This is a genomic window from Candidatus Hydrogenedentota bacterium (assembly GCA_035416745.1).
Lineage (GTDB): Bacteria > Hydrogenedentota > Hydrogenedentia > Hydrogenedentales > SLHB01 > UBA2224.
In genome coordinates, this window is record DAOLNV010000068.1 from 1 (window position 1) to 1,233 (window position 1,233).

Below are 1,233 nucleotides of genomic sequence, written 5' to 3' on the forward strand. Positions count from 1 at the left end.
ACAGTCCGCTGAATCCGAAGATCGCGACATGGAGCAGTTTCAGGAAGTTATAGCCGGTTCCGATGAGGGTGAAGAACAGCACGATCGGCGCGCAGCTCGCGAGGAGGATGGCATTCATCGCGACCGCCATCAGAATGAGCGACAAGGTCTGCAAGAAGCGCAGCCGCGACCCCATCACCACATTCACGACGTAAAGGACGGGGTAGCATACCGCGAGTGTCAGCAGAAACAGCAACGGCGCCTTCACTGCCGACGAAACCATCTGGGGCAATCCCGCCGGTATTCCCGCCGTGGCGCCCATCACCACCCCGTACCCGGCTCCAAGCGCCACGACAATGGTCAGCATCCGCCCCAGATGCCACGCGATGTCTTCGCCGCGGAAGATGCTTCTGAAATAGGCGTCGCGATGCCGCAGCAGACCGTCCATGTACTCGAGGATGTTGCGAGTCTTCCGGGGATCAAAATCATCCTCGGCCTCTTCGATGAGCGGATGCTGCGCCGCCAGGATTTCTCCCGTTGGTTGCTGGACTGGTTCGTCACTTTCTTCGAAGCCGTTCTCTGTCCCCATGGTGTTCCCTCCCGACTCTGTGGCCCTAAACAGCCTGCTTGGATCCTGCCACAAAGCCTGGTTTTTGTAAAGTTTATTATTGTTTGATGCTATTTTCTACTGTTAGCATCGGGATTCTATCCTTTGGGGATCTGGTGTAAGTTGTCAGACGGCGGGCATTTGCGCAAGAATAGCGACTGGCCGGCTGATTCCGGTGGGGGATTCTCTGTGAACCAAGTGGCGTCGTACCTTCGCAAACGCGCGATCATGGCTCCCTGGCATGTCGAATGTGGGAACATCGAGGGCATCGACTGCGCGGTGGTGATTCCCGCGCTCGCGGAACGCGCCACCATTCTCGAAACCCTTCGCAGCCTGGCTGCGAATCCCGCGCGGGAATTGGAGCGCACGCTGGTTGTGGTGGTGGTCAACAACCGCGCGCCAAGCGTGGCCCGCGCCGAGGACATCGACGATAACCGGCAGACCCTCGAGTTGCTGCGCGGGATGCTGCGGGGCCCCGCAAGGGCCTCCGGGCTTCGGCTGGCGCTGATTGACGCGTCGTCGGAGGGACTCGCATTGCCCCCGAAGGGCGGGGTGGGTCTCGCCCGGAGAATCGGCCTTGACGCGGCTCTTCGGGCGCTTCAGGAAGCTGGCGCGGGCGAGGCGGCCGTACTGCTGTCCACGGATGC

The 1,233-nt window shown here is 60.9% G+C and carries 2 protein-coding genes; one reads left to right on the forward strand and one right to left on the reverse strand.

Going from position 1 to position 1,233, the window contains the following annotated elements; all coding sequences use genetic code 11:
• Window positions 1–568, reverse strand: a 568-nt coding sequence (locus PLJ71_17100) for a hypothetical protein (GenBank protein ID HQM50409.1), incomplete at its 3' end; no start/stop codon positions are given.
• Window positions 569–775: 207 nt separating this feature from the next.
• Between PLJ71_17100 and PLJ71_17105 the strand changes: the two genes are divergently transcribed.
• On the forward strand, window positions 776–1,233 hold a 458-nt coding region (locus PLJ71_17105), incomplete at its 3' end, for a hypothetical protein (GenBank protein HQM50410.1).